General features: G+C 56.9%; 22 protein-coding genes, 2 tRNA genes and 1 other RNA gene. 14 read left to right on the top strand and 11 right to left on the bottom strand.

Going from position 1 to position 24,203, the window contains the following annotated elements:
- Positions 1 to 127: 127 nt before the first annotated feature.
- From orn to def, 5 genes are all read left to right on the top strand, one after another.
- Positions 128 to 700, top strand: coding sequence for an oligoribonuclease (orn, locus tag LG294_RS08085; RefSeq protein WP_404291223.1), 573 nt, complete (start codon positions 128 to 130; stop codon positions 698 to 700).
- Between the two features lie 158 nt (positions 701 to 858).
- Positions 859 to 934, top strand: a tRNA-His gene (locus tag LG294_RS08080).
- A 182-nt stretch (positions 935 to 1,116) separates the two neighbouring features.
- Positions 1,117 to 1,192: transfer RNA gene (locus LG294_RS08075), tRNA-His, on the top strand.
- A 697-nt stretch (positions 1,193 to 1,889) separates the two neighbouring features.
- The gene (locus LG294_RS08070) at positions 1,890 to 4,157 is read left to right on the top strand and encodes a LuxR C-terminal-related transcriptional regulator (protein WP_404291221.1); all 2,268 of its coding nucleotides are present in this window, start codon (positions 1,890 to 1,892) and stop codon (positions 4,155 to 4,157) included.
- A gap of 628 nt (positions 4,158 to 4,785) precedes the next feature.
- Positions 4,786 to 5,358, top strand: coding sequence for a peptide deformylase (gene def, locus LG294_RS08065; RefSeq protein ID WP_404291219.1), 573 nt, complete (start codon positions 4,786 to 4,788; stop codon positions 5,356 to 5,358).
- Positions 5,359 to 5,369: 11 nt separating this feature from the next.
- On the opposite strand, the gene LG294_RS08060 is transcribed toward def, so the two are convergent.
- The 5 genes from LG294_RS08060 to LG294_RS08040 form a co-directional block, all read right to left on the bottom strand.
- A complete protein-coding gene (locus LG294_RS08060) occupies positions 5,370 to 6,386 on the bottom strand; it encodes a winged helix DNA-binding domain-containing protein (protein WP_404291217.1) in 1,017 nt (338 codons plus the stop codon).
- A gap of 156 nt (positions 6,387 to 6,542) precedes the next feature.
- The gene (locus tag LG294_RS08055) at positions 6,543 to 7,004 is read right to left on the bottom strand and encodes a hypothetical protein (RefSeq protein WP_404291216.1); all 462 of its coding nucleotides are present in this window, start codon (positions 7,002 to 7,004) and stop codon (positions 6,543 to 6,545) included.
- Between the two features lie 97 nt (positions 7,005 to 7,101).
- Positions 7,102 to 8,559, bottom strand: coding sequence for a glyceraldehyde-3-phosphate dehydrogenase (locus LG294_RS08050; RefSeq protein WP_404291214.1), 1,458 nt, complete (start codon positions 8,557 to 8,559; stop codon positions 7,102 to 7,104).
- Positions 8,560 to 8,749: 190 nt separating this feature from the next.
- An RNA gene (gene rnpB / locus LG294_RS08045) (RNase P RNA component class A) lies at positions 8,750 to 9,104 on the bottom strand.
- Positions 9,105 to 9,150: 46 nt separating this feature from the next.
- Positions 9,151 to 10,611, bottom strand: a complete 1,461-nt coding sequence (locus LG294_RS08040) for a dihydrolipoyl dehydrogenase family protein (protein ID WP_404291212.1) — start codon at positions 10,609 to 10,611, stop codon at positions 9,151 to 9,153.
- A 141-nt stretch (positions 10,612 to 10,752) separates the two neighbouring features.
- Between LG294_RS08040 and LG294_RS08035 the strand changes: the two genes are divergently transcribed.
- The 3 genes from LG294_RS08035 to LG294_RS08025 all read left to right on the top strand — a co-directional run bounded on the left by LG294_RS08035 (position 10,753) and on the right by LG294_RS08025 (position 13,238).
- A complete protein-coding gene (locus LG294_RS08035; RefSeq protein ID WP_404291210.1) occupies positions 10,753 to 11,532 on the top strand; it encodes a YaaA family protein in 780 nt (259 codons plus the stop codon).
- Positions 11,533 to 11,832: 300 nt separating this feature from the next.
- Positions 11,833 to 12,822 (top strand): recombinase family protein, encoded by a 990-nt coding sequence (locus LG294_RS08030; protein WP_404291208.1) that lies wholly within the window; start codon positions 11,833 to 11,835, stop codon positions 12,820 to 12,822.
- Positions 12,819 to 13,238: a hypothetical protein gene (locus tag LG294_RS08025; RefSeq protein ID WP_404291206.1), complete on the top strand. Its 420-nt coding sequence runs from the start codon at positions 12,819 to 12,821 to the stop codon at positions 13,236 to 13,238. The genes LG294_RS08030 and LG294_RS08025 overlap by 4 nt, the downstream gene beginning before the upstream one ends.
- A gap of 129 nt (positions 13,239 to 13,367) precedes the next feature.
- Here the strand turns inward: LG294_RS08025 and LG294_RS08020 are convergent, their stop codons facing one another.
- Positions 13,368 to 14,027: a hypothetical protein gene (locus tag LG294_RS08020; RefSeq protein ID WP_404291204.1), complete on the bottom strand. Its 660-nt coding sequence runs from the start codon at positions 14,025 to 14,027 to the stop codon at positions 13,368 to 13,370.
- Positions 14,028 to 14,506: 479 nt separating this feature from the next.
- Here LG294_RS08020 and LG294_RS08015 point away from each other — a divergent pair, with 479 nt between their 5' ends.
- From LG294_RS08015 to LG294_RS08000, 4 genes are all read left to right on the top strand, one after another.
- Positions 14,507 to 14,689 carry a helix-turn-helix transcriptional regulator gene (locus LG294_RS08015; protein ID WP_404291202.1) on the top strand — a complete coding sequence of 61 codons (183 nt, stop codon included), beginning with the start codon at positions 14,507 to 14,509 and terminating at the stop codon, positions 14,687 to 14,689.
- Between the two features lie 4 nt (positions 14,690 to 14,693).
- Positions 14,694 to 14,858 (top strand): hypothetical protein, encoded by a 165-nt coding sequence (locus tag LG294_RS08010; protein ID WP_404291200.1) that lies wholly within the window; start codon positions 14,694 to 14,696, stop codon positions 14,856 to 14,858.
- The gene (locus LG294_RS08005; protein ID WP_404291198.1) at positions 14,855 to 15,202 is read left to right on the top strand and encodes a hypothetical protein; all 348 of its coding nucleotides are present in this window, start codon (positions 14,855 to 14,857) and stop codon (positions 15,200 to 15,202) included. Before LG294_RS08010 ends, LG294_RS08005 begins: the two co-directional genes overlap by 4 nt.
- Positions 15,203 to 16,041: 839 nt before the next feature.
- Positions 16,042 to 16,323: a hypothetical protein gene (locus LG294_RS08000; protein ID WP_404291196.1), complete on the top strand. Its 282-nt coding sequence runs from the start codon at positions 16,042 to 16,044 to the stop codon at positions 16,321 to 16,323.
- An 85-nt stretch (positions 16,324 to 16,408) separates the two neighbouring features.
- Here the strand turns inward: LG294_RS08000 and LG294_RS07995 are convergent, their stop codons facing one another.
- The 3 genes from LG294_RS07995 to LG294_RS07985 form a co-directional block, all read right to left on the bottom strand.
- Complete coding sequence (locus LG294_RS07995) at positions 16,409 to 17,005, bottom strand: hypothetical protein (protein WP_404291194.1); 597 nt, start codon at positions 17,003 to 17,005, stop codon at positions 16,409 to 16,411.
- A gap of 297 nt (positions 17,006 to 17,302) precedes the next feature.
- A complete protein-coding gene (locus LG294_RS07990; RefSeq protein WP_404291690.1) occupies positions 17,303 to 17,569 on the bottom strand; it encodes a tyrosine-type recombinase/integrase in 267 nt (88 codons plus the stop codon).
- Positions 17,464 to 18,060 (bottom strand): hypothetical protein, encoded by a 597-nt coding sequence (locus LG294_RS07985; protein ID WP_404291192.1) that lies wholly within the window; start codon positions 18,058 to 18,060, stop codon positions 17,464 to 17,466. The genes LG294_RS07990 and LG294_RS07985 overlap by 106 nt, the downstream gene beginning before the upstream one ends.
- 1,119 nt (positions 18,061 to 19,179) lie before the next feature.
- Between LG294_RS07985 and LG294_RS07980 the strand changes: the two genes are divergently transcribed.
- Positions 19,180 to 22,047: an exo-alpha-sialidase gene (locus LG294_RS07980; protein ID WP_404291190.1), complete on the top strand. Its 2,868-nt coding sequence runs from the start codon at positions 19,180 to 19,182 to the stop codon at positions 22,045 to 22,047.
- A 68-nt stretch (positions 22,048 to 22,115) separates the two neighbouring features.
- On the opposite strand, the gene LG294_RS07975 is transcribed toward LG294_RS07980, so the two are convergent.
- Together LG294_RS07975 and LG294_RS07970 are read right to left on the bottom strand one after the other, a co-directional pair.
- On the bottom strand, positions 22,116 to 22,526 hold the full coding sequence (locus tag LG294_RS07975) for a VOC family protein (RefSeq protein ID WP_404291188.1): 411 nt from the start codon (positions 22,524 to 22,526) through the stop codon (positions 22,116 to 22,118).
- On the bottom strand, positions 22,502 to 23,446 hold the full coding sequence (locus LG294_RS07970; protein ID WP_404291186.1) for a Nif3-like dinuclear metal center hexameric protein: 945 nt from the start codon (positions 23,444 to 23,446) through the stop codon (positions 22,502 to 22,504). Before LG294_RS07970 ends, LG294_RS07975 begins: the two co-directional genes overlap by 25 nt.
- A gap of 131 nt (positions 23,447 to 23,577) precedes the next feature.
- Here LG294_RS07970 and msrA point away from each other — a divergent pair, with 131 nt between their 5' ends.
- Positions 23,578 to 24,105 carry a peptide-methionine (S)-S-oxide reductase MsrA gene (gene msrA / locus LG294_RS07965; protein WP_404291688.1) on the top strand — a complete coding sequence of 176 codons (528 nt, stop codon included), beginning with the start codon at positions 23,578 to 23,580 and terminating at the stop codon, positions 24,103 to 24,105.
- Positions 24,106 to 24,203: the final 98 nt, after the last annotated feature.

The following is a 24,203-nucleotide window of genomic DNA, read 5'->3' as shown; positions in this document are numbered from 1 at the left end:
CCGGGTTTCCGGTGTGACACCATCATCGACAAAGCTTTCGACTCGTATGCTCTCCCACAACCCGCGCAAAGGGTAGATTGGTTATGTGGCTAGTAACTCAGAAAAAATTGTATGGATCGACTGCGAAATGACAGGTTTGGACCTAGTTCATGATGCGTTGATCGAAGTAGCGGTACTGATCACCGATTCGGATCTTAATATCGCGGATGAGGGCATTCAGGTGGTCATCCAGCCACCTGCGGCTGCCCTGGCTCAAATGGGTGACTTCGTGCGCAATATGCATCAAGTCTCGGGACTCCTGGAAGAACTTGATGGCGGAATGCAAATGGATCAAGCGCAACGCTTGGTTATGGACTACATCCGCAAACATGTTCCTGAACCAAACAAGGCCCTGTTGGGTGGCAACTCGGTAGGGACCGATAAGAACTTCTTGGCACGCGATATGCCGGAGATTATCGAGCACCTGCATTACCGCATCATCGATGTCTCCACTTTGAAGGAATTGAGCCGGCGCTGGTTTACCAAGGCGCACTACGCCGCTCCCGCCAAAACCGGCAATCACCGTGCACTCGGTGACATCCAGGACTCGATCGATGAATTGCGTTATTACCGGGCCGCGATCATGGTTCCCTCGCCGGGGCCGAACTCGGACCAAGCCCGCGCGATAGCTTCGCAGCTCTCCGCAGCAACCGAAAAGTAACCACTAGTCAGGGCCCTAAAATACGCGTGATGCACAACACAGCGAATTAGGGCCCTTTCGAGTTGGCACTCACCCCCCGAGTATGTGTATAGTATTTCTCGTTGCCAGATACGAAGTCGGGACGCAAAAGCGAACTGACTAGTGACGAAGCAAATATGGTGGGTATAGCTCAGTTGGTAGAGCGTCTGGTTGTGGTCCAGAAGGTCGCGGGTTCAAGCCCCGTTACTCACCCCAGGCAAATGGTCTGATCCAAAACGAAAGTTGCGGATCAGGCCATTTTTTCGTTAACGCCCGACTCCCCCGCTTGAACTCGTCTCGGATTGTAATTTTCGGACCAGATGCGTGTATAGTATTTCTCGTTGCTTGAAATCAGTTTGAGCGCCTGTGGCGTTCCGACTAGTAGCTAAGTAAACATGGTGGGTATAGCTCAGTTGGTAGAGCGTCTGGTTGTGGTCCAGAAGGTCGCGGGTTCAAGCCCCGTTACTCACCCCAGACAAACGGTCTGATCCAAAACGAAAGTTGTGGATCAGACCGATTTTTTTCTTTGACGCACAGAAGTGCCGCACTCCCACGCAGTTCGGCTTGAAATGCTTCCCATAATTCCACATGCATATTTTAATATCTGCTGGAATTAGCCCTGGTTCACGGTGATGCTAAATTCGGTGCGACCAACAAACGCGCAGTTTAAGTCAGACTAGCTTTACTTGTATACCCCAAACGCTACCTGAATTATGAACTTGGCTACTTGACCAGCCCGAGATCGAAGTACACACTTGTGCCTATGTTAGGTCCCCTCAGTGCGGTTTCAACAGTCCTCCCTTCGCTCCTAGTCAGTTTCAGGGAAGCACAATTGGCAATCGGACATGGGGCAGCAATCTTTGTGGTTGGGCAACAGGGTTCAGGGCGGACAACTTTCGCCCATCAAATTCTCTCGGACTGCGCGGGAAAGTTCTATTGGCTCACCGCGGCGAAGGCTCTTGTGCATGTACCTTTCGCACTATTAACAACACTCTGCGCGCAGCTACCCTTGGAAAGCCGAGGTTCCACACCGGGCGAAATGATCTCGGCGCTGGTTCAATACACGACGAATCAAAGACTCTGCTTGCTCCTTGATCAAGCAGAATACGCAGATGAACAAAGTGCAGCAGTACTGGCTCAACTGTCACTATCTCGGAATATCCAACTCGTTATGGCAACTACTGCCACCCATGAACTTCCAGAATCATTGCGTCACCTTAGCTCCGATGCTCATTCAAAACGCATCGAGCTCTCTGCGCTGACCTTCGAAGATACGGAAGCCATTCTCAAATATGTGCTCGGCGGCCAGGTCAATTCCAGTACCGTTGTGATGCTCCAGGAGCTTTCCGGCGGAAATGCGCTGCATTTGCGCGAACTCACACTTGATGCGCAGACCGCTCGGGCTCTGACCCTGAAGGGCCGCTACTGGACACTCGACCAGCGATGGACCCCGCAAGGATCACGAATTTCCGACCTCATTTCATCACGGCTCAAAGAGCAGCCGGAGGAAGTCCGAGAGTCAATCGAACTGCTATCGGTCACCGGAAGACTGCCTTATCCGCTGGCCCAACGATTATTCGGAGAATCACTACCGACGCTGCTGGACTCTCGGCTAGCCAAGCTGATTGTTCTTTCCGTGGATGAGGCCACCGGCGAGCGCGATCTAGCGGTCGACTTGAGTGCGGGGTTAGCCCCGCAAAGTGTATTGAGTACCCTGTCGCCATCGAAGCTTCGCGGCTATCTGCTGCGCGCTGATAATGCTTTTCCCCGCGAGGTATTGACTTCGCGAGCGCGAGCACGATTCACCACTCACCGTGTGCAATTGGGGATTGAGGTGCCGGCGTCCGAGTTATTCGAAGATGTCGTAGGATCAGCGGACGCGCGCCGTTTTGCGCAAGTGGTCGCGTTGACCGATTCCGTGAGGCACGATGCTTTTACCGACAAGCGCATGCTGGAGAAGCTCTTGGTGCTTCGGGCAGATGCCCTGTATGAGCTCGCCAAGTCCGAGGCCGCCCTAGCGGTTCTCAAGCCCTTACTGCTTACCGGGAGCGCCGAAGTGCGAGGTGTGGCAGCTAGGATTGCTTTTTCCGGCCTGGCGCGTCCTGACTTGGCGCTAGAAATCATTGATGCAGGGCCTCAGGATCCGGTCGAGAGTCGTGCGTTCGGATTGATCCTGCGCGCCCGAGCACAGCAAATTGTGGACTTGGCCAAACTTCGCGAATATGCGAGCGACGAGAGAATCTCTCCCGAACTTCGCACCGCTTGCCTAGCGCATGCGATCATCGAGGACTGCTACGCCGGCAAACCGGTTGACGCGCTCGAGGAATTTCTGGATTTGGTATCGGGTGATTTTTGGAGAACTGCTACTCCAGCGGTGCAGTCGGAGATAGTTTTCGCTCTTCCGACATTGATGTCGGCCTTGGGTGGAGGTGGTGAGGCACTGACTTCCATATTGGCCGGCATTGATTTCACCTCCCTGGCCTTGAATCCTTCAAATTACCTGACCGGCATGGGCATTGAGCTTTTGGAGCAAGGACTGGCAGTTAAAGCTCTCGATTCCTTCGAACAGGCGCTGGCGCTCATTTCGGTGTCTGATCCTTATTTGGTTTCCGGCTTTACCTCCTCCTTCGCGGCGGCGGCCGCGGTAATGATTGGAGATAGACCCAGGGCCCGCTTCCATTACAACGTGGCTCGCTCGGCCCCCCATGTGGCAGGGCAGATCATGCGCCCTCTGGCGCAGCGCTACCTACTGCCGGTGATCCTTGAACTCGAAGGCCGTCAAGCCGCGCTGGAGCATCTGCATCAGTGCATAGTCCATGCCGACAAATTCGGGCGCAAATTGTTGAGGATGCGTTTGCTTCATGACGCATGGAGACTGGAGCTTACCGATGGAGAGACAGAGCTCAACGTGGCCGCCGAGCAGGTTCAGGGGCCCTTGGCAAAGGCACTCTCCGGCTATGCAGAGGTATTGGACTCGCTGAGCGAAGACGCAATTGTGCGCCTTTGCGATACCCATGCTTCGGCAGATCGCCCGCTCTATGCAGCGGAGTTCGCTCATCGAGCATCCTCGCGGGCACGGAGTCTGGGTCGGCGCGCACTTTCGACGCGGATGCTCGGGCTCTCGGTGGATTTGGCCGCCCCACTGACAGAAGTCAACACTCCCTCGCTAGGGCGCGGACGTATCGTTCGCTCTCTACTAACCGAACGCGAATACGTGATTTGCGTACTAGCCGCACGTGCTCGCAGCAATCAAGAAATCGCCGAGGAACTCTTCCTCTCCCCCCGTACGGTGGAAGGCCACCTACAGCGTTCTTACACCAAATTGGGCATCACCGATCGCCGCCAGCTCCTTCCGGTCAGTGATTCGGTGGCTATCTCGGATGAAATCCTCGATGAGAAGTTCAAAACGATACCTGTATCCGGGCCAAAGACTACCTAGTGTCCGAATTCCGGTGCTCAATAAGGGTTGGACGACCTAGACTAAGACCCGTGGGGATCGAATTATGTTTATGGGGTCTTGGGGGATCCACAATTCGATATCTTGGGAACAAGGCTTTTAGACACTCGCATCGACAAGAGCGCCTAACAAGCTCAGCGGGGAGGCTAGCGTCATGGGGGCGTTAGCATTTCCTGTTTAACGCGGTCAGTTCGCACCGGTTTGGCAGCACAAAAGGCAGTCGAACATATCTTCGAAACTGCGTTTTGCATCCCCCATCACTGCACGCCTTCATGCTTCCGCACCTACTAGCTCCGAGCAGTCCCGTGTAGAAATGGTCCTCGAACCTTCGCTGAGTCGCATATCACCTGTGCCCACCTTAGCCTCCTGGAACTCACCCTCATAAGGCGTGCTCTGCTATCCGTCTCAATGCCTCAGCTACGGATATCGACTAGTAAACCCGCCGAAAATCAATAGAGCCCGCGTTCGGCAGCGATACAGTTGTGCCCAACGGGCTGCTTACTGACTCCTAGCGTTATTCGTTTTGGCGAATAGCCGTATTGGCACAAGGCAGATGAGCCATGAAACTATTGGATAAGTAGTCAAAGCACTTTCGAAAGGAACCGATCACGTGCCCATTCGGCAGATCACCGTTTATGGAGAACCCGTACTGCATCAGCGCGCAGCTGAAGTCACCGAGTTCAACGACGAACTCCGTCAGCTCGTTGCCGACATGCATACCACCATGGACGCGGCCAACGGGGTAGGCCTGGCAGCCCCTCAGATCGGCATTGGTCTGCGCATCTTCACCTATATCTATGCGGATCAAGATAGCGCACCGGAGCGTGGGGTACTCATCAACCCAGTGCTAACCCTCTCCAAGGTGTCTCAGGCAAGTCCGGATCCAGATGAAGACGCCGAAGGCTGCCTTTCGGTGCCGGCACTGAACTACCCGCTCAAGCGCGCCGACTACGCCAAGGTTGAAGCCGTGGATGAATTCGGCAAGCCGGTCTCCTTCGAAGCCACTGGCTGGTTCGCTCGCATCTTGCAGCACGAATTCGATCACCTGGACGGCTTCTTGTACGTGGACAAGCTCACGCCACGCTGGGATAAGCGTTGGCTGAAGGCCAAGAAGGCTCTGGGCTGGGGCGTTCCAGGTAATACGTGGCTGCCGGGAACCGACGAGGACCCATTCGGGCATTAAGCCATCACGGTTTACCGGACCGTTCTGAAATCTACATACCGCTGATGCAGCGCCGCACCGACAGGATCGGTCGGCGCTGCTTTTGCGTTCCAGATTTCTTGCGCTTGCCCTTGCACGAGCCAGAACGCTAAAAACATTCCATTCTTCCCGGGCGCGATCTGTTGCTGGAGGAACTCATCCGCCACGTGACTTCTATTGGCAAAGGACAAGTAGTATTCATCAAACGCTCCCAGCAATCGCGTGGGAAGGCCGTGGCGGCTCGGAGATTCCCAGAGCTGGTGGGCGAGGGAATCGGTCACCACCCAGTAATCATCACCAGGCTCATCGGCGCCAACTCGCTCAAGACTCCCGCCTAGCTCGTTGGCGGCGAGTTTCATTGTCGTGAGCGTCTGGCCCGTATACCAGGCGGCATCCCGAAGGGTCGCCGGTCCATGGGATTCAAGATAGCGCCGCAATAGATCCTGCAGCGGATTCTCCAGCTCATGATGTTCGGTAATCCAGTGCTCCAAAAGGACAAAATCCTGGGCGGCCAGCTTTGCATCAACTGGAATTGGCCCCAGGCAGATCAGCCCATGTTGAACCAGCACCATCAACAGGTGGATCCCACGCTGCCCGGTAGTGGGTATATCGTAAGCATTCAGTTCGGCGAACAGTTCCTTGCGGCTGGCTCGACCATGGGCAGTGAGATAAGCGGAAATGACACCGGCGGCTTGCTCAATGGTGCCGGTATCTATCTGCAGTTCGCGTAGTCGTGGCGCGACAGCTCGCAGCGTCCGCTCTCTGGTGGTTCTCATCAGCCACCTGAGGTCTTGCGGCGAGCAGATATGCAGGGTGCCCCGCATCGTCCAGGAGCGAACAAGCTTGCCCGAATTGAACAACTCATCTACCTGAGCCCGAGTTACGCTGTCTCCCGCACGCTGGGCCAGCGCGTAGCGGCCGGCGGTGAAGTCCTGAGACTGGATAGCTAGCAGGTGTTCAGCACCGCTTACAATCGATCCTGCCGGCTCCAGCAATAATTGACTGGCCATTCTTGCTGACAACAATTGATCTCGTCGCATTTTCGCGCTCCCCCGATCTTGGTGCGTTGAGCGTAGCAGAACACTGCCTGCGCGCTCGGAGCGAGGCAGATTGGCCGCGGCGCCAAAAGCGCCATTAGAACAAATATTCGAACGAGGTTTTTGGTGTCATTGCCCCGGCGATGCATGCACGAAAAACGCCTCTTCCTGGGGCTGGCAATCAGTCACTGCTTCGAGCTCTGCCGAAGCTAAATTGCGGTACCCGCCGCTGAATACCACTTCGTCGCCGACCAGATACTCTTCGTCCGCGATCTTCACGCCCGGCCAGCCGTCGGCGAGGATCTGTGCCTCTTCCGGAAACACCAGCAACACCGGTGGACCGTCATCGGCATCCAGTGCAAAGCATCCGCCCGCGCCGACCAGCAGGTTCCCCGCACCTTCACCGGCCGCCAGTCCCTCGGCAGCCGAGCTCCGCTCGTCAACCACTGCACGGGGATTACCGGAGGTGAGACCTAATCCGCTGGACGGTCCCCCGGAGCTGCAAGCGGAGAACGCGAAGATGGCTGCGCCCAACAGCGCCGCCATACCTAGTGGGCCTGCCCTATAGCCGGTTCGGATTATTGATGACATGTACCGAACAATAGCAATACAGTTTCGATGGCCGATTTAAAAGTCGAAGCCCCGATCCATGCAGGAGGATCGGGGCTTCGCACTGCTTGCTGACGGCTTAGACGCTAGCGGCCTGTGCCTGTACTGCTGGAACCGCTACCGGGTGGGTGCCTGCGATTGATTCAATCACGCGCACAACCTGGCAAGAGTAACCGAATTCGTTGTCGTACCAAACGTAAACGATGGCGTTCTTGTCCGAAACGATGGTGGCCAAACCATCAACGATGCCCGCGCGGCGTGAGCCGACGAAGTCCGAGGAAACAACCTCAGGGGAATCGATGTAGTCGATCTGGCGGTGCAGGCTCGAGGTCAACGAGGCTTCACGCAGGTAAGCGTTCAGCTCCTCCTTGGTGGTCCCGTTCTCCAGGTTCAGGTTCAAGATCGCCATGGATACATTTGGGGTCGGAACGCGGATGGCGTTACCGGTCAGCTTGCCTTCGAGCTCGGGCAGCGCCTTAGCCACTGCCTTAGCGGCACCGGTCTCGGTGATGACCATGTTCAGGGCCGCCGAACGGCCACGGCGCTCACCCTTGTGGAAGTTGTCGATCAGGTTCTGGTCGTTGGTGAACGAGTGAACCGTCTCGACGTGCCCGTGGATGACGCCGAACTTGTCGTTCAACGCCTTCAGCACCGGGGTGATCGCGTTGGTAGTGCATGAGGCGGCGGTAACGATCTTGTCCTCAGCGGTGATCCAGGAATCGTTGATGCCGTGGACGATGTTCTTCAAATCGCCCTTGCCCGGTGCGGTGAGCAGAACGCGGGCAACGCCCTTGGCCTGCAAGTGCTGGGACAGGCCAGCCTCGTCGCGCCAACGACCGGTGTTGTCCACCACGATGGCATTGTTGATGCCGTGTTCGGTGTAGTCAACGGTGGTTGGGTCATTCGAGTAGATGACCTTGATCAGGGTTCCGTTGGCCTGGATGGTGTTATTGGCTTCATCCACGGTGATCGAACCGTCGAAACGGCCATGCACCGAGTCGCGGCGCAACAGCGAAGCGCGCTTGACGATGTCATCATCCGAGCCCTTGCGCACCACAATGGCGCGCAGGCGCAGGCCGTAGCCGCCGCGTTCGATGAGGATGCGTGCGAGCAGGCGGCCGATACGACCGAAGCCGTAAAGCACTACATCCTGCGGCTCAACGTCGGAGGCGCCAGCCTGGCCGACCTTGTCGCCGAGTTCTTCGGTCAGAAATGCGTTCAGGTCCTGCGAACCAGATTCGGTGAACTTCTTGTTCAGGCGCCCCAAATCAACTGAAACCGAACCGAGGTTCAAGGTCTCAATTGCTTCAAGGAGGGGCATGGTCGTGGTCAGGGCCAGTTCCTCGCCATCGATCCGGCGCACGACGCGGTGGGCCTTGATGATGTCAATTGCGGACTGGTTGATCAACTTGCGGCCGTAGATGGAGGTCACCACATTGTTCTTGCGGTAAAGACGTCCGATCAATGGAATCATGGCCTCGGCGAGCTCTTCGCGCCCGCTCCATTCTTCCTGGGCAACGACAGACTGCTGGGTCACAGAAAATCCTTCCAATTCAGCCGACTTACAGATCCATAAAGTCGGTTGGCACCGTGAGAAGCACCATTGCTTTTGCGGTGGTGCGGGGTAACAGGATCATCCCCGCAAGTACGTATCCATTCTAGACGGTGCGCCCCGATTGCGGGGCTGGACGCCTGTGAATCATCTCACCCGAACTGCTGGTGGATGGTGAATGGGATGACCGATACGCCGGGTTCTGTCCGCTTGCGCGGAGACGATCATCTATCTACGACTGCCGTTGCCGACAGCCTCTAGCGGTCCACCCGACTGCATGGGGCGAACAGCCCTCATATCGCAGTCTGTCTGACCTTGCTCCGAGTGGGGTTTACCAAGCCATCCCGGTCACCCGGGACGCTGGTGGTCTCTTACACCACCGTTTCACCCTTACCAGGAAACCTGGCGGTCTAATTTCTGTGGCACTAGCCTGCGGGTTACCCCGAGTGGGCGTTACCCACCACCCTGTTCTATGGAGCCCGGACGTTCCTCGGGCCGTTTGCACGGCACGCGATCGCCTAGTCATCCCATTCGTTAACCATTCTAGCCCCGCGAGTTTGCGTGCGCCGACTTCGGCTATGAGCTGCTGGCCACACTGGCGGCTGGATAGTGGTACTCCTCAAGCAGCCGCAACCAGATTTCGCTCATGGTGGGGTACGCCGGGACCGCATGCCATAACCGGTTCATGCTCACCTCGCCGACGATCGCGATTGTTGCCGCATGCACCAGCTCGGAGACGTCCTGCCCGACGAAGGTCGCACCGATGATCACCGAGCGCACCTGGTCGACGACCAGCTTTGCTCGACCCGAATATGCGTCCGCGTGCAGGCTTGCCCCGGCCACGGCGCCCAAATCATGCTCCACCACCCGAATGTCCAGGCCCTGGCCGCGCGCTTGGCGTTCGGTCAGCCCGACGGCCGCCACCTCCGGGTCGCTGAAGACCACGCGCGGTACCGCCGCATGATCCGCCGTGGCGCTATGCATTGCCCAAGGTTCTTCCACAACCGGTGAGCCTTTCTGCCTTGCAGCGATTGCCTCGGCTGCGGCTCGGGCCTGGTATTTCCCCTGATGGGTCAGCAGTGAGCGAGAATTGACGTCTCCCACGGCGTACAGCCAGTCGGTACCCGCCACGAGCATCGTGTCATCGACTTCCAACGTGCCGTGCGGGTCCAGGCCAACCTCTTCGAGGCCGAGCTGCTGCGTGTTCGGCCGCCTGCCGGTTGATACCAGCAGCTCCTCGGCCCGCAGCTGGGTCCCATCCTCCAACAGGACCTCCACGATTCCCTGCTCGTCCCGCGCCACCCTGACCGGAGAGTTGCCTTGGACCAGCTGAACGCCTTCGCCGCTCAGGGCAGCCGCCACGAGCTCACCGGCGAAAGGCTCTTCGCGGCTAAGCAAGGCGCCGCGGGCGAGCATCGTGACCTCGGAGCCAAGGGCAGAAAAGGCGAAAGCCAGCTCGGTTCCCGCCACTCCACCACCAACGATGATCAGCCGTGGCGGCACCTCTTGCGCTGCCGTCGCTTCACGGGTTCCCCACGGGTTGGCTTCGGCCAAACCAGGTATTTCGGGAAGTGCCGGGATGGAACCGGTTGCCAGGGCGATGGCATGGGCCGAAAACTGCCGGTCACCGACCTGCACCAGTCCCGGTCCGGCGAGCCGCCCGTGGCCGCGAATCAGCTCGACCCCAGCGGAGTCCAGCCAGTCGATCTGGCCCTCATCATTCCAATTGCTGGTGAACGAATCGCGTCGGCCGAGGACCGCTTCAACGTCAAGGCCACCGGTGATCGCTTCGCGTGCCCCGGGCAGTCGGCGTGCCGCGCGCAGCGCCTGGCCGCTGCGCAAGAGGGCTTTGGATGGCATGCATGCCCAGTAAGAGCATTCGCCGCCAACCAATTCGGACTCGATGATCCCCACGCGCAACCCGCGTTTAGTTGCATAGTCGGCGACGTTCTCGCCAGCTGGCCCGGCACCGAGCACGATCAAGTCATAGTCCCGCTCAGAGCTACCTGGCATTGCAGTTTCCGGAGATTCGGGCATGCTATTTCCTCGCTGTGTTCGATGATTGCAGGCTTACGGTCTCAGCGTAGCTAGTGGCGCTCGTTTGGTACATGCTTCATCTTCGGCAACCTCCAACGGCCCTGAAATAAACGGCGGTTGATCTCCGATAAGCTGGAAGGCGTGCTTATTTTGTTGCCGCCTTCCGAAGGTAAGACCGCCCACGCCGAAGGCGCCCCGTTTGAAATCAGCGACCTTTCCTTCCCGGGGCTGGTTGCCGACCGCCGGCTAGTCCTGTCGGCGCTCGCTGAAGTTTCGGCTCGCGAAGACGCCATGGAGGTCCTTGGCGTGGGTGCCTCGCTGGCCAAAGAGGTAGCCCGCAATATTAATCTGCATACCGAACCTGCTGCCCAGGCCCATGACATCTACTCGGGTGTGCTCTTCGAAGCCTTGAATTATGCTTCGCTGGATGCTGCGTCCAAGCAGCGAGCCGACGACTCGATCATCGTTGTCTCGGCCCTTTGGGGCGCAGTACGCTTCGGGGATCAGATCCCGCCCTACCGACTATCCATGTCGGCGAAGCTGGAACCACTAGGCAAGCTGGCGAGCTGGTGGAAGAAGCGGCTGACCCCGGTTCTCGACGAAACCGCTGGCGATCAATTGATCGTGGATGCCCGCTCCAGCACCTACGCCGCAGCCTATAAGCCGAGCAATGGCAATTCCGTTGCGGTGAATGTGTTCCAGCTGCGCAATGGCGTCCCGAAAGTGGTCTCGCATTTCGCCAAGCACACCCGCGGCGAGGTCGCGCGCTTCTTAGTGGAGCAGCCGGTGGCCCCGCAAAACCCGGAGGAACTGCTCGCGCTGGCCCAGACCAAATGGGAAGCGAGCCTAGTCGAAGACAAAAAGGGCCGCGCCCTGAGCATCCTGCTATCCGCAGATCACCAGTTCACCACCGCAAAATAGTTCGCTGAGCTGGACCCGCCGGCGCCAATTGCGCCCGGCTTTTTCTGCGAGATTCCGTCTCGCGTTCGAGCCTCGGCACAACGCTGAATAATCCAGTTCAGGCGCGTTCCGCCATTGCGCATCTCTTCGGAGCAAGAGCTCTCGGGATACCTCGGCTGCGCAGGAGGACACCAGCTGATGGAATCCGATGTGAAATCGCACCGGGTTGCTTCTTCTGGCACTCACCTCAACAGCATGCGGCATGAACGAACCCATTCGGAAAGTATGTCAAGTGACAGCAAGAGAAGATAGAACAGAATCATGGTCGAATCCCTCCAATCCGCGGTCATCTACTGCCGAATCTCCAAAGATGAACTAGGCACATTCAAAGGCGTGGAACGCCAAAAAGAGGACTGCCTAGCACTCGCCCAGGCACGCGGATTCACAGTCTCCGAGGTCTACATCGACAACGACGTCTCGCCCTACAACGGAGCAGTACGCCCACAGTACCGCCGCATGCTCGCCGAACGGTCAGACCGCAAACCTGCCGTGATCATCGCATGGCACACCGACAGACTGCACCGACACCCGCGAGAGCTCGAAGAGTTCATAGACCTCACCGAACGCAACGGCACAAACTCACTCACCGTCAAAGCCGGGGAAATAGACCTGTCGACTGCTTCCGGCCGCGCAGTAGCCCGCACCCTCGGAGCTTGGGCCCGCTTTGAATCGGAACACAAGTCAGACCGCATCCAGCGAAAGAAACTCGAACTAGCCAAAGAAGGCGCCTACGTTGGCGGGCCTATCCCCTATGGCTACATGCGACGTCCAGAGAAAAAACTTGGACTGCATCCCGTCGAAGCGCCGGAAGTCGCCGAAGCTTTCCGCAAATTCCTCAACGGTGCATCACTCGGCAGCCTGGTGCGCGACTTCAACGACCGCGGACTAGTTACCCGCCGTAACCTGCAGTGGAACTCCACAGCCATGCGCAACATGCTGAAACGAGCCACCTACGCAGGTAAATCCACACACCGAGGCAAAGTCATTGGTGACGCACAAGCGCCCGCAATCGTCTCCGAAGCTGACTGGCTGGCATCCTCTCTGATCCTTACCGACCCTGCGCAGCGCACAAACGTTGAATCGAAGGTGCGCCGGCTACTCGTTGGCATCCTAGAGTGCGGCGAGTGTGGCGCACCGATGAAGGGATCCACTCGATCTTCAAAGGTGCAGATCCAAAACAAGGACTACTATAAAGCGCGACTCGTGGGCAAGGGCACAGCTTCTAAACGGCTGAGCCCATCGATGCAATGATCACTGAGCTAGTGCTGGCCAGGCTATCCGACGACGAGGTACGCCGGCACTTGTCAGCACCACAGAACCCGAAGCGCGCAGCCGAGCTACAGACAGAGCTAGCAGTACTGCGGAACCGCTTAGATCAAGGCTCCGAGTCATTCGCCTCCGGACTTATTGAAGCGTCTCAACTCGCAACGATCACAGGGCTACTGCGCGGGAAGATTTCAGCAGCACAAAACGAGTTAGCCGTACTCGGCGCCGGAACTGCTGTGCCGTCCGTGGAGGCAGGTGACATTCGAGAATGGTGGGCTGATGCCACTCTTGAAAACCAGCGCGCAGTCATCAAGTCGATAATGACGATCAGGCTAAAGTCTGTGCATATCGCGGCCCCTCGCCGTTTCGATCCTCGCCGCGTAGAAGTCACGTGGAAGTAGTGCGCGCTCCCGAGAACTCAATGATTCTCGAGGTAATGGCAAACAGCTTTTGAGATGACTTATAGAAGTACAAAGAACGCGCCCACACCGTATATAACGGCTGTGGGCGCGTTTCTCATTTATTCGTGATTATTGATTCTTGCGCCCGAATAGTCCGCGGAATACAAGAGCTTCGATAGCTGACTCTGGGTTCTGAGATTGAGCGTCATTCGCTGCTTGCGTAAATAGTTTGCTCAGATCGTCGATCCCGAAATTCCGTTGCCGCAATCGCGGAAGCGCTTCGGTCGCCGCTCCCGCGAGCTCCGTTAACGACTTGTTGTATCCGTAGTGATTTTTCGAATACGTCTTCTTGTCTCGCATCTGGAATTCCAGCATCGCGAAGTCGATCAGCAATTCCTCGAATCTACGAATTGAGCCAATCGTCTGCGGATTCTGAATACGAAAAACAAGCGCGAACAGTAGCCCGGTAGACCTTACGCGAGTCGCTGCTTCAACAAGCTCTTCTTCATCCCCTGCCCTGAGCGTCTCGAAGAATTGCATGGCCGTGATGTAACTGGCCAGCGCATCCAACTGCTGCTGATCTTCGTGCATCTGTCGGTTTTCTTTGATCTGCCGAAAAGCAATCACGACGCCAAGCACAAGTCCGGCCGTGGCAAGGGCCGTAACTACGGCGGCGGCAGCAGTCCATATTTCGGCCGCATTTGTCGCGTTGGTACTGCAGTAAAGAACGCCCTCTTTCAGCCCATTGGGCAGAGGTATTTCGCATTTGAATTGTTCGGCGGTGATCATGCTCTGATCTTAGGTGAACTAATGCGCCTGGCATTCCAGTTGGATTTCGTGGCTTTCGAAAGGTATTTCAGATTATTTTATGACGGACTGTTTTTTGTGAACTGTAAGCGAGTTGTTTTCTAGCGCCTATCTAAATCGATTCAAGGGGCGTTGCGCCTACCCAAGGCGACATGGCTATATTTGAAACGCTTCATGAAGTACGTGATAACCAGCCTACCGATACACACAACCTTATCCACAACATCAGTTGGACAAAGTGGTTGTGATACAACCCTAATACCCAAGTCAGAATGCGATTAGGCTGATGAACATGAAGTGAAAATGTGCTTATGATGGGTTCACAAGGTATCGCTAGAACCTAAGAAACCCCGGGAAGTCCTGCAAAGACAACCCGGGGTTCAAGAATCGAAGACGCTGCAAACAACTTCGGTTCAAACATTCACCGCAAACCCGAATCGCCAGAAACGAGGAGACAGAAAATGGTTATCCCTAAGGACATCATTTTCCATTCTATCGGAGCAGTAGCCGCACATTACGGAATTAGCCGCTCCACAATCAAGCGTCGCATCAAAGACGGCACGCTAAGGATTTACCGGTTCGACCCCCGGTCGGTGCGCATCAAACTCTCCGACGCCGAACAGGCATTCCGGAGCCAGGTGTAAAGCCATGGCCACCCCACAACTGAATATCGAATCTACCGAGCGCATCCCGTCCATAGCGGAACAGGTTGCCCTACTCGTTGCTACCGCTCCCCCACTCACCGCCGAGCAGTGCGCACGCATACGAGATCTACTCACGCCCCGCACCATGACTATGGCGGTGGCCGCATGAACCCCCAAACGACTAAAGCCGATTTCCTAGACCAGCTGCTAAAACTGGATCCGAACACAGCACTACCCGGGTATACGGACGGTCTACAATCCGCCTTCGCGTACACCACTGAGCAATGGCGCGACCAGGCACTAGACATCGTTTGCTCGCTAGCTGCAGACGGCGAACGATTCACCGCCGAAGTCCTCCGCCGGCTAGGACTCCCCGCACCAGAAAAACCCCAACAATGGGGCGCATTATTTGCTGCCCTCCAACATCACGGCATCGCAGAGGCAGTTGGCTGGGGCCCAAGTACAACAGCCAGTGGTCAAGAACGCGGCGTTCGTATCTGGCAGGGGCTGTAACCGCCACTAATGACTGACAAAAAACTAACAACGAAGGTGAGGCGATCGCATGGGAGCTAGCAATGTAGCAATGGCATTTGCTCACTGGACACATCTCGATCACCGCGAAATGCGCACACTCATTTTCATGGCAAACATCTCTCTGGATGCGGACACACCACGAGTCTATTTCGGCGGCTGGGAAGCTCTAGCGAATGCGCTCGGAGCCGACCTAGAAGGCAAGCGAGAGAGTGCCCGACGCACTGCAGTCCGTGTACTCGGAGCTCTCACTAAGTCAGGTGCAATCGTCTCTAATGGCCAAGCGCGGACAGATGTGCGCGCTGAGTATGCCCTCGCTTTGGATCCCACGGTCACTTATAAACCGGTGGGTGAAGGCGGCAATGTGAAGTGGCGACAGGTTCGAGTCTCGACTCAATCTGAGACAGCTACAGGTACCCAGAGCAAAGTTTTTACCCCTGGCTACGCCATAGATCTAACCCAACCTGAGACCGCTAGGTGTACCCCTAGGAACAACCTCAGGAACAACTGAGGAATACCTAGAGGAGAAATTAGAGGAATACCCATCGTCGTTCTCTCAACTTACGAGGGAGCCCACGCAAAAAACGGCTGCTGCCAAAAAATCTCCAAAAAACACCGACGACGAAAATTCAATCTCCGAAGAACAAAACCGCCAACGACAAATGGTGAGCACACTGGGAAGCCATGAACCGAATGAACTAGTCTCCGTGGAAATGCGATAGCTACAATCCGGAAACTCGTGAGTGGACCGAATACCTAACCGGCATCATCACTCGCAACGAATAGCTCAGAGAATAGGTTCTGTTGTTATGGTCAGGATCATGGGAAAGAATACTTACACTCCGCCGACTGTCAAACACGTTCAAAGCGAAGGTGGCGTACTCCAAACTATCGGCTTGCTCGTCGCTGCGATAGGCCTATTGCTTGCTATTGCTATCGCGCTATCGGGTGGCACGCCCGTTCTATTCGCTCTAGTTCCTATCGGCCTACTAACGGCAATCACTGGCTACTTGAAACAGATTGCTGCAGCAACTTCGGCATCGTATGTGTTGGCAATGAACGCAGTACCTACGAAGGTAGAAACGCCTGTTTCGCAAGACTAATCTCTCCACTATGCCCGCTGGTCTTTCCGTAAATTCGGAAAGTTCCAGCGGGCTTTATCCCTCATTCGGAGGGGAATTAATAGTCTTATGCGCCACCACTATTCCGCGTAAACTTGCCGCGAATCATTTCTCGAAGGTTCAACCAGAACTTCTTTACCCAACTGGGCTCGGGCGCATTCAAGAGGATCCCAATGTGGTCAACGATTTTGGTGAAATTCTCTCGGAACTCCATGGCGTCCACATACGAAGATTCCGGCGTATGCCCGTTCTTCTTGAGCGTCAAGGTATGTATCGACTTGTCGGTGAAACTTGCCCACAGGCTTGCCAGCTGCCGGTAAGCATCCTGAACTTGAGGTGATGTTGAATTCACTTTGCCCGAAGTCAAGAGATTTTTAAGTCTTTCGCCATCCTCGCGGTTCTTCTTACCGGAATCAGTATCAACGAATTCAATGAGATCCGAGGTCTCTGCCCGATAGTAGAACGGCAGGATAGCGATCATATTATTAGTCCAGCGCTCTAGAACTTGGGCCGTCTCTTCCAGCCTGAGCCTCTCAGCGCCGATCCTCGTGTAGTTGTGATTGAGTCTTGCGAGTCTAACTGTATGGCTGTTTGTCACCAATACACCTAAAATTGTTCCACCTGCGCCTATAGCTGCGGGGAGTATCAATTCACCGAGTTCCATAGAAACAACATATCTTAGCCAACATACGACTAGTGGCGCTGCGCGCTAGCGGGCACCCACGGGTGGGCTTGCTCTTGCCCCTGCCCCGAAATTTCCGGCGCCCACCGCTCACTGCCTGCGCCATTCCAACACCAGTAGCCCACTCTCAGAATGAGAGCGAGCAGGTGTAGCCCGTCGTGTGCGCGTGGCCTTTGCGCGACGGTCTGGCCGCGGTTCGGCCAGTGAGTGTGAGTATCCCGGGGATTCATCGTTTAGGCGCTGAGAATCGAAAAGAGCGCGCATGAGAGTAATGGCCAGTTAGATGTTGGCCTCCGAAGCTTCCGCTAAACGGTCATCCTCGTCGAACCACATGTGTGAGTAAGTCCGAAGAGTTTTGTTCGCGTCTTTGTGGCCAACTCGGGAGGCGACGGCGACAGGGGAAAAATCGCGTGAAATTAGAGCACTCGCATGGTAGTGCCTCAGCTGGTGCCAGCCGGGGCCGATGTTTCCGAGCTCTTTCCTAGCGTCGTTCCATGCCGCTTGGAAGTGAGTGCGAAGGAGCGGCTTGCCATTCTCTTGAAACAGGCGTCCGCTCCTGCCTGAGGCGTCGCTAAGGCGCTGCAGGATACTGGCGAGCTTAGGGCCGAAACTGATATGCGCGTGGAGTACCGTGTTTTCAGCGCGCCACGCTTGACGTTCGAGGCGCTGGTGCTGGTGTCTTGTTCGCGCAGCTGAATGCGCCCGGCCTTGAAGTTGATGTCTTTCTTGGACAACCCGATGAGCTCGCCAGGGCGTAACCCGGTGGCCGCGCAGATCCTGGCAGCGTCATTGTAGGGCGCAGGAAGAACAGCGACTAGTTCACTCAGTACGTCATCTGTCAGTTCGATACCCGCGGCCTGAACAAGCTCCGGCATTCGAATTCGCTGACATGGCGACTCGTTCACTTGCTTGCTGTAGACAGCATCGTTGAATAGGCCACGCAGATAGCGCATGGTCACTTCAAACGTGGACGGCGCCAGAACCATTGACCACGCGTTGACGGCGGCCTGTACATCTTCCCGCGTAATTTCTTGCATAGTCCTGCCACGGAATGAGGGCAGAATCCATTACTTGCCTTGTGTGTCGATGGTTCGCAGAGACGCCGTCCGTTGGTGAGCCTGTTTGCTCCTCCACAGGTCCCAATAGGCTTCGAAGGTAACGTCACGGCGGAGTGTGTACGGGTTACGCGTAGTTTCGTAGATTTGTGTGTCAATCCATGACTTGGCAGCGTCTTGCGTCTGATATGAGCGTTTAGTCTCTCCGCCTTTACCATCGCTCCAGACGGCTTGCCAACGCTGGCCTATGCCATAGCGCGAGGAAGGGCTCTTGTCTTTCTTATGCCAGGTATCTACGATTCTTCCGGTTCCCATGGCGCCCCTTACAGTGTCACAGGTGCACCGAGGGCAGCGCACAACAACTGTGGAATAGCGACAATAGCGAACAGCAGAGAGCTGTAGAAGGTAGCTTGAACGGTGTGCTGAATTGCTTTACGCATCGCTGGTCACCGCAGACAGATGAGGAAGCGAAAGCGTGAATGCGGATTCTGGCACGTCGCGGCGCACGTAATCGGTGCTGAGAGTTTGATCTTGATCTACCCATGCCCAGAGATCCCACTCGACTGTAGAGTGTTGGCGTGCACGGACTGCGTAGCCTTTCGGGTAGTGATGCTGCGCGAGTGTTCAGCGCAATATGTGGGACCGGGGTAAAAACACCGCGGCCTGTGGTGCGCGCATTAGTGCGCGGGGTATTATTGGACACGTGATCGCTCCTTGTAAGCGGTTGCCACGCCCCAGACTGTTGACGCAGTGCTGGGGCATTCAAGTTTCTGCAAGCCGCCGGGAGTGAAATCTAATTGGCTTGCTGTGTCCAAACATTATTACCGCTCGAAATGATCCCCAAACAAAGCTGAGGCCCGTCGGGACGGGTTGAATACAGCTGCGCAAAGAATTCCGAACGCGTTGCCTGTTAGACTTTGCGCGCCTAAATTGACTAGGGGTATCCCGCCACGAAATCTGCTTTGCATCTTTTCGCTCGAGAATTATTGCACTACACCCTTACGAACGTGATGCGATTCACATAGGCTTCACGTATGACGTCCTACGTCATACGTCCAATTTGATTCACGGACTCCCCCATTCTCGAGAGGAAGCTAGCCCGTGCGGATTTACTCCAAGAATCACCGCAAGACCCTGGCTGCAGCAGCCGCAGCAGCCCTGATATTGCCCCTGGCTTGGGCGCCTGGCGCGCAAGCAGCATCATCGGTCGTTGAAGCCGATCCCCAAACTCCCCCCGGCAGCTACTCCGAGCTCAATCTCGGTGCGGATCGTACAGCGGAGAACTTCTTCTACCGCATCCCTGCTTTGGCGCACCTTGGAAACGGAGTTGTCATCACTTCGTGGGACGCCCGTCCAGGCAGCGCCGCCGATGCCCCCAATGCCAACAGCATTATCCAACGACGAAGCACGGACAATGGCGCCACATGGGGCCCGCTCACCACTATTGCCGAAGGATTTTCCGGCTCGGCAACAGAAGGCAAATACGGCTATTCGGATCCAAGCTACGTGGTGGACCGAGAGAGCGGAAAGGTCTTCGCTTTCTTCGTGTATTCCAAAGACCAGGGCTTCCACGGAAGCACTTGGGGCAATGACGACGCCAATCGCAACGTCTTGAGCGCAGCCGTGGTGCATTCGACGGATGCCGGGCTAACCTGGAGCGAACCACGGTTGATCACCGACGTAGTCAAACCGGGCGATAGCGCAGTCCCGGGGGCAGTCCGTGGAACGTTCGCGACATCCGGCGAGGGCATTCAGGTCACGCGGGGGCCATACGCCGGGCGCCTGATCCAGCAGTACGCCGGCGACGTCATGCAGCCGGACGGTTCACGATCCATCCAGGCATATTCGATCTACTCCGATGACCACGGTAAGACCTGGCAGCGCGGCGAATTTACCGGGCATTCGATGGATGAAAATAAAGTTGTCGAGCTTTCCGATGGGCGTATCATGCTCAACTCCCGCGATTCGGCAGGCGGCGGCTACCGAAAAGTTGCCATCTCTGACGACGGAGGGCATAGCTATTCGAAGGTCGAACAGGACAAGAACCTTCCTGATCCAACAAATAACGCTCATGTGACGCAAATGCACCCAAACGCCGAAGCAAATAGCGCAGATGCAAAGAAGCTGCTTTACACCGGCTCCAATTCCCAAACCGCCCGTGAGAATGTTTCGGCACGAGTCTCCTGCGACGACGGCAAGACCTGGCCCGGTCTGCGCACCATCCGCCGCGGATTCTCCGCCTACTCGGTAGCTACCGCATTAGACAAGGGGCAGTTCGGAGTCTTCTTCGAGGCGAGCTACACCAACAATATGCAGTTCGCTTCCTTCGATGAACAGTGGCTGAACTACGTCTGCGCGCCACTGTCTGCCGATCGCTTCAGCGCCGAGGCTGGAAGCACCCACGATGTTGAAGTCACCATCACCAATCAGGAAAGCGAGCCGCTCTCCGGTTCGGTGCAGCTCGTTTCCTCCGAAAACTTCTCGGCGGCACCGGTGGATGTAGAGAACCTGCCAGCAGGCGAAAGCACTACGGTGGCGCTGCCGGTGGATATCTCCGTCGTAGCCAACGGCCAGCAAAACCTCCAACTGCAGTTCACCACCGACGCGGGCAAAACCTCGCAGGCTGTTGTCGAAACCGCCATCGCAGGCAAGGAAGTCACGGGCATCGACGTCGCAGGAAAACGCGGCGATGCCGACCGTGATCTAGCAGCGGATCCCTATCAGGTCGGGGAAAAACTTCCCTATCATTTCCTGGTGAAAAACACGGGGAATATCAACCAGTGGATCGTCCCCACGGAAGGCAACTTTTCACCTTTCGCCGCCAAACCGGTGGGCGAGCCTAGCCCTTCGGGAAACTGCCGCTATTCGAACCTCGCCGCCGGCAAGTCTTATAATTGCACTACCCCTGCCCATGAGGTCACTGCTGACGATCTGGCTAATGGATTCTTCGTCCCCTCAACGCATTGGACCTCGGGACGCTTGAGTGAGGTCAATGCGATTGTTGACGAATACCAGATCACCGGGGAAGAAGTAGACCTCATTGAACGCAATCCCGGGCTCGGCATCTCGGTAGCCGAACCGGTATTCGTCGACAAGGACGGCGATGGCTATGCCTCGCTCGGTGACGTCGTTGCCTACGAGCTCACAATTTCCAACGACGGCAACGTCCGGCTAACGGACCTGCAGTGGGCCGGAAATGATATTTCCGCGCTGGAAATTGGAGAATCCCAGACGGCGAGCGCCACAAGAAAACTTTCCGCGTCGGATATCGAAGCCGGTACCCTCGTGGCCTCCACCGAGGTTTCGACGGCAAGAAATGGCTTGCGTCAGGTCGAAGCCCAATATTCGTTGGCCGCCGCACAGCTTCCGCAAGCGCCCCAGGACACAGAGACCAACCAGCCGGCGCGTGCGGTGCTTTCGCACAATAACGGACATGACACAGGCCTGAAGGATGGTGACTTCACCATCAGCATGAACCTGTGGTGGGGCACCAACGCTTCACGATTCGTGCTGCTAGAGGACGGTGCGGAGATCTCCCGCCAAGAGCTCCAACCGAATTCGCCTGCGGCCCAGCAGGCGACGGTGGACGTTGCCGGCAAGCCCAACGGGGTGTACCTCTACCAAGCCGTGCTCACCAATGCTGCCGGAACCACGAGGACCGAAGAATTGAAGGTGGAGGTTACGGACGCCGACCCAACTACGGGCGTGCTCAGTGGATCCGCCGGGAAGTCCGACGGGACGGTGAACCTTGAAACCAACATGTGGTGGGGCACCAATGCCAGCGGCTATCGCCTCTACGAGAATGGTGTGCTCGTCGACGAACAGGAGCTGACGGTCGCTACCCCCGAAGCACAAAAAGCCGTCTCAACGTTGAGCCAGCGAGCACCCGGCACTTACCAGTACCAGGCGGTGCTGAGCAATGAGGTCGGAGAAACCAAGACCAAGACCATTCAGGTCAAGGTGAGCTAGCGACGAAAGGCATTTTCTGGCGGTGACCCGGAACCGAATCCACCGGGTCACCGCCAGCTGCGGTTGCGCTAGCGGTGAGCAACCAGCTCGACCTCGAAACCGGCGGCGTCCTCCAAGTATGCGGCGTAGTGCTCTGCTCCTCCGGCGTGCGGATGCTTATCAGGGAACATCAGTGTGAACCCGTGATCGAGCGCCTCGGCGGTCAGTGCCTCGACCTGCTCGCGGCTCCCGGCATGGAAGGCCAGGTGGTTCATTCCAGGGGCACAGCGTTGATGCGGCGCATCAATCACGTTCGGTCCGGATTCGAGCACAATGTAGAACTCTTGGTGTCGATAGCTGACGCCGCTGGCCCACGTGGATTCAACATCAAATCCTAGGCGCAACAACAGCCAGCCCAGCGAGCCGGTACTGGCGCTCAGGTCAGCCACCCAAAGTTCAAGATGATGAAGCATCGCTACGGGGTGAGCACGAAGTCCCAAGGGTCGGAGTTTATCTGCGACACCTCGATTTCCACCTCGTGTCCCAGGTCCTGCAGCACGTTCTGCAGCGCGCGGGCTCCGGCGGAAAGCCAGACCCATTCCGAGGCAAAGTGCGAGACGTCGATCAGGAAGGGGTGTCCCCCGTTGGCGGCTTCGCGCGCCTCGCTGGCCGGGTGGTGGCGCAAATCCGCGGTGACATATACATCTGCCTTGTGGGCGCGCACCGCATCGAAGAGCGAATCACCGGCGCCGCCGCACAGGGCGATCTTGCGGACAATGCCCAGACGATCACCGGCGACACGGACGCCACCGGCTACCGCAGGCAGGACGGTGAACACGCGTTCGGCGAAGTCCTCCAGCTTCATCGGCTTTTCGAGGAATCCAACACGGCCCAATCCTTCTTCGGGCAGACCATCCTTGGTTTCAACGAGCGGCACGCAGTCTTTGAGGCCGAAAGCGTCAGCTAGGGCGTCGTTCACGCCGCCGATCGCGTTGTCTGCGTTGGTGTGGGCAGTTAATAAGGCGGTACCGGTTTCGATCAGCCGGTGAATCGCTTCGCCTTTGAAGCCGGTTCCCGCTACCTGGGTCACCCCGCGCAACAACAACGGATGGTGCGTGATCAGCAGGTCGGCATCGCGTGCGATCGCATCGTTGATGACAGCTATAGTCGGGTCGACCGCCAAGAGGATTTTCTTCACCTTAGCGGTGGTGCGACCGGTAACGAGGCCTACGGCATCCCAATCTTCGGCCAATGACTGCGGCCACAGTTCTTCTACGGCCTCAAGCACTTCGCCCAGGGTCGTGGCACCGATTGTCGCATCGTTCTCGACCACATCATCGCTCACGGAAGATAAGTTGGCGGAGGGCGAAGTCGGGTTCTTCTGCTCCGGATCCTGCGGGGTATTAGCCTTGCTCTGCATAGTTCCACACTACGCGGTACAGCTGGGTCAGGAACATAATGCAACGCCGCGACGTTATGGACTCTGTGAGTATTCTCAGATTAGACACACCCCATCGTTTCTCCGCCCGGATGACCGTGGCGGACACCGAACTGACAACCTTTGTCCTAGCCGGTGGCTGCTTTTGGTGCCTCGACGCCGTGTACCAACGCACCCGCGGAGTGCACGCGGTGCTTTCCGGGTATCAGGGCGGACACACCAGCAACCCGGATTACCGGCAGGTGTGTTCCGGCACCTCCGGTCACGCCGAAGTGGTCGCGGTCATCTTTGACGAGCAGACAGTTCCGGCCGATGTCATTTTGGACATGTTCTTCACCGTGCACGATCCAACCACGCTCAACCGCCAAGGCTACGACGTGGGAACCCAGTATCGTTCGGCCATGTTCCCGTTGGATGAAAACCAGCGCGGAGTCTTCGAGGCGAGCATGCGAAAGTACGCGGCACTTTACCCGGGCCCGATCGTGACGACCATCGAGGAGTCAAAAGATTTCTACCCGGCCGAGCAAGTGCACCAGGATTATTACTCGGAGAACCAAGAAGTCGGGTATTGCCGAGTCATTATTGACCCGAAGCTCGCAAAAGTCAGGAAATATTACGCTCAATGGCTTAACGAGAACTAAGCGGCGAGTCAGCCGATTAGGGTTAGTAGTGAAAACTTTATGGATGAAACGCCGTTTTCACGGCTTTCTCCAACCAACCTCGCCGGGCATCAGCGGCC

It is taken from the genome of Glutamicibacter arilaitensis (genome assembly GCF_044793945.1).
Taxonomy (GTDB): Bacteria; Actinomycetota; Actinomycetes; order Actinomycetales; family Micrococcaceae; genus Glutamicibacter; species Glutamicibacter arilaitensis_B.
This window is presented reverse-complemented; position numbering and strand designations above follow the sequence as displayed.